This is a genomic window from Albidovulum sp., from assembly GCF_041919395.1.
In the GTDB taxonomy this organism is placed as follows: Bacteria; Pseudomonadota; Alphaproteobacteria; order Rhodobacterales; family Rhodobacteraceae; genus Albidovulum.
On the sequence record NZ_JAYRTX010000178.1, the window covers coordinates 1 to 2,697 of the forward strand.

Here is a 2,697-nt window from a genome sequence, read left to right on the forward strand (position 1 = left end):
CTCGGCGGCAGGGTGAAGAGCGCGGCGAAGGCGCCGCGGCCGTCGGCGGCGGCCGTGGCCGCCTCCACCCCGTCCACGAGGATCGAGAGCAGCGCCCCCTCGCCCGCGCGGCCTGCGACGAGCGTCGCCCCGTCGGCATCGACGCGCACCGTGTCGAAACTCGGCGCGACCGCCGCGGTCGCCGGCGCCGCGGCGGGCGCCTCCGCGGTCGCGGCGGGCTCGGCCGCAGGCTCGGGGGCCGCCGCCTCGGGCACCGGCGCGGGCTCGGCTCCCGCCGGCTCGGCGGTGGAAGGCTCTGGCGCGGAAGCCTCGGGCGTGGCGGCCGCTTCCGGCGTGCCCATCCCCGCGGGCGCGGCGGACGGGACAGCTTCCGGGGCGGCTTCCGGGGCCGGAGGGGGCGCCGGAGCCTCGTCCGGCGCGGGTGCCCGGATGCCGAAATACCAGGCCGCGCCCGCCACGCACGCACCCGCGACAGCCCCAACCACCCAGCCCAGCCTGCCGCTGCCGGATGCGCCCGTCCCGATCTTCCCAGCCATGCAGTCCCCCACCGCCCGCGCCGCTTGACGGGCGCGCTTGAGCGACCATAGCAACGCCGCTATCACCGGTCAAAGCAACCCTTTGGGGGAATCCCGATGCCCGCCCCGCGAAAATCCGTCTGTGTCTACTGTGGCTCCCGTTCCGGCGCGCGGACCGCGTATGCCGATGCCGCCGGGGAAACGGGGCGGATGCTGGCGCGCAACGGCTGGCGGCTGGTTTACGGCGCGGGCGACGTCGGCCTGATGGGCGAGGTCGCGCGGGCAGCACAGGCGGCGGGCGCCGAGACCTTCGGAGTGATCCCCGTCCACCTCGTCGCGCGCGAAGTCGGCAAGCGCGACCTTTCGGCCTTCGTCGTCACCGAGACGATGCACGAGCGCAAGAAGGTCATGTACATGAACTCCGACGCGATCCTCGTGCTTCCCGGCGGCGGCGGATCGCTCGACGAGTTCTTCGAGGTCCTGACGTGGCGCCAGCTCGGCCTTCACGCCAAGCCCATAGTGCTGCTGAACACCGAGGGCTACTGGGACCCCCTTCTGGCGCTCATCGACCGGATCATCGGCGAAGGCTTCGCGGAATCTTCTCTGCGCGGCTTCGTCCATTCCGTCCCCGATGTGGCGGCGCTCGAACCCCTCTTGCGCGCCACCCTCGGCTGAAGCGCCGGGCGGGCGCGGCATTTCGGCCAATTCCAGCGCAGCTACGCGAGAGTGGGGTATATATCACTCTACTCAAGGGCGAGCATGGTGTATGATCCGAGCCGTGCAGTAACAAGTGCACGCGATTTTCCAGACGTCATTTTCAAACATTTGCATGGAGTTTCCCCATGGCGGCCGCTGACAAGGACGTGGACCTGCGCCACGCATCGAAGTTCCTCCTCATCACCAATCCCAACTACTTCGGCAATCTGACCGACCTGAAACTGGCAGACATCCCGAAGGCCGTGCTCAAGAAGGTCGGCGACACGAGTTTCGAGGAGCTGACCTGCATCGGCTACAACCCGGCGACGGAGATCCTGACGGCGATCGTGCGGATCAAGCAGCAGTCGGGATATGGCGGCGATGCCTGCACGGACGGCAGCCAGGAATATGTCCGCTTCTACCTTGACTACGGCGACGGCACCTGGGTCGACCACGGCGTGGCCGGCTTCAACATCCATGACTTCCCGTTCAAGGATCCGCTCTGCTATGCCGTCTCGATCCGGCTCCGGCCGAAGCGCCGGTCCTGCTGCGACGACAAGCCGGTCCTGCCGAAGGTGCGCGCGATCCTGTCCTGGAACACGATGCCGCCCCCCAACATGCCGAACTGGCATCCGGTCTGGGGCAACCGGCTGGAACGCGACATCCAGATCGAGCCGCGCAACTGGTTCATCTGCCATATCCTCGACAAGATCACCGACATCGGCATCCAGAAGATCGACCCGTCGCTGATCGACAAGATCACCGCGGCCGTCGTCAAGCTGCCGCCGCCGAAGCCCGAGCCGGACCTGCACCAGATCGTGAAGGTGGCGCGGGCCGTGGACGACCTCGCGGTGATGCGCGGCGTCTTCCCGGCGGTGGCGAAGCTCTCGGCCGACCCGACCGACATCGCGGCCTGGCAGGCGCTGGCGCCCCTGAAGGCCTTCGACATCGACCTCTCGAAGTTCGCCGACTTCCTCGCGCAGCCGAAGTTCAACACGACCTATGAGGAACTGCACTGCGTCGGGCTCGACCGCGACCGGATGCTTCTGCACGGGATCGTGCAGATCAAGCTGAGGTCGGGCTATTCCGGCAGCCTCTGTCAGAAGGGCAGCCGCGAATACATCGCCTTCTATCTCGATTTCGGGTCGGGCTGGGAATTCCAGGGCACGACCTTCGTCGAGGTCCACGACATCGACGTGCCGAGGGGCGGGCTCTGGTATCAGGCCGCGCTTCCGGTGAACCTCGACGCGCACCGGCAGGAGTACTGCAAGACCGGCCGCGCCAGGATCCGCGGCATCCTCTCCTGGGCGGTCCCGCCGGCGCCGAACCAGCCCAATTTCGTGCCGCACTGGGGCGACCGCGAGGACTGCTGGATCGAGGTCGAGCACCTGCCGAAGGGCGTCATCCCCGGCGTCTTCACCCCGGTGCTGGAGTCGATCGGCAACATGTCCGTGGCCAAGATCGATGGCGCGGGCTACGCCAACGG

2 protein-coding genes and 1 pseudogene are annotated in these 2,697 nt (G+C 68.3%); 2 read left to right on the forward strand and 1 reads right to left on the reverse strand.

Annotation, left to right across the window (positions count from 1 at the left end):
• Positions 1–536: pseudogene (locus tag ACMUOO_RS17060) on the reverse strand (hypothetical protein); the annotation flags it as partial.
• A 96-nt stretch (positions 537–632) separates the two neighbouring features.
• Between ACMUOO_RS17060 and ACMUOO_RS17065 the strand changes: the two are divergent.
• Positions 633–1,190, forward strand: a complete 558-nt coding sequence (locus ACMUOO_RS17065) for a TIGR00730 family Rossman fold protein (protein WP_301918687.1) — start codon at positions 633–635, stop codon at positions 1,188–1,190.
• 167 nt (positions 1,191–1,357) lie between these two features.
• Positions 1,358–2,697 (forward strand): hypothetical protein (locus ACMUOO_RS17070; RefSeq protein WP_413855792.1); only part of this gene is annotated, 1,340 nt, incomplete at its 3' end.

Bases quoted from the DNA above. Each gene is read 5' to 3' on its own strand.
- ACMUOO_RS17065 (WP_301918687.1), top strand. From the start codon at position 633: ATGCCCGCCCCGCGAAAATCCGTCTGTGTCTACTGTGGCTCCCGTTCC.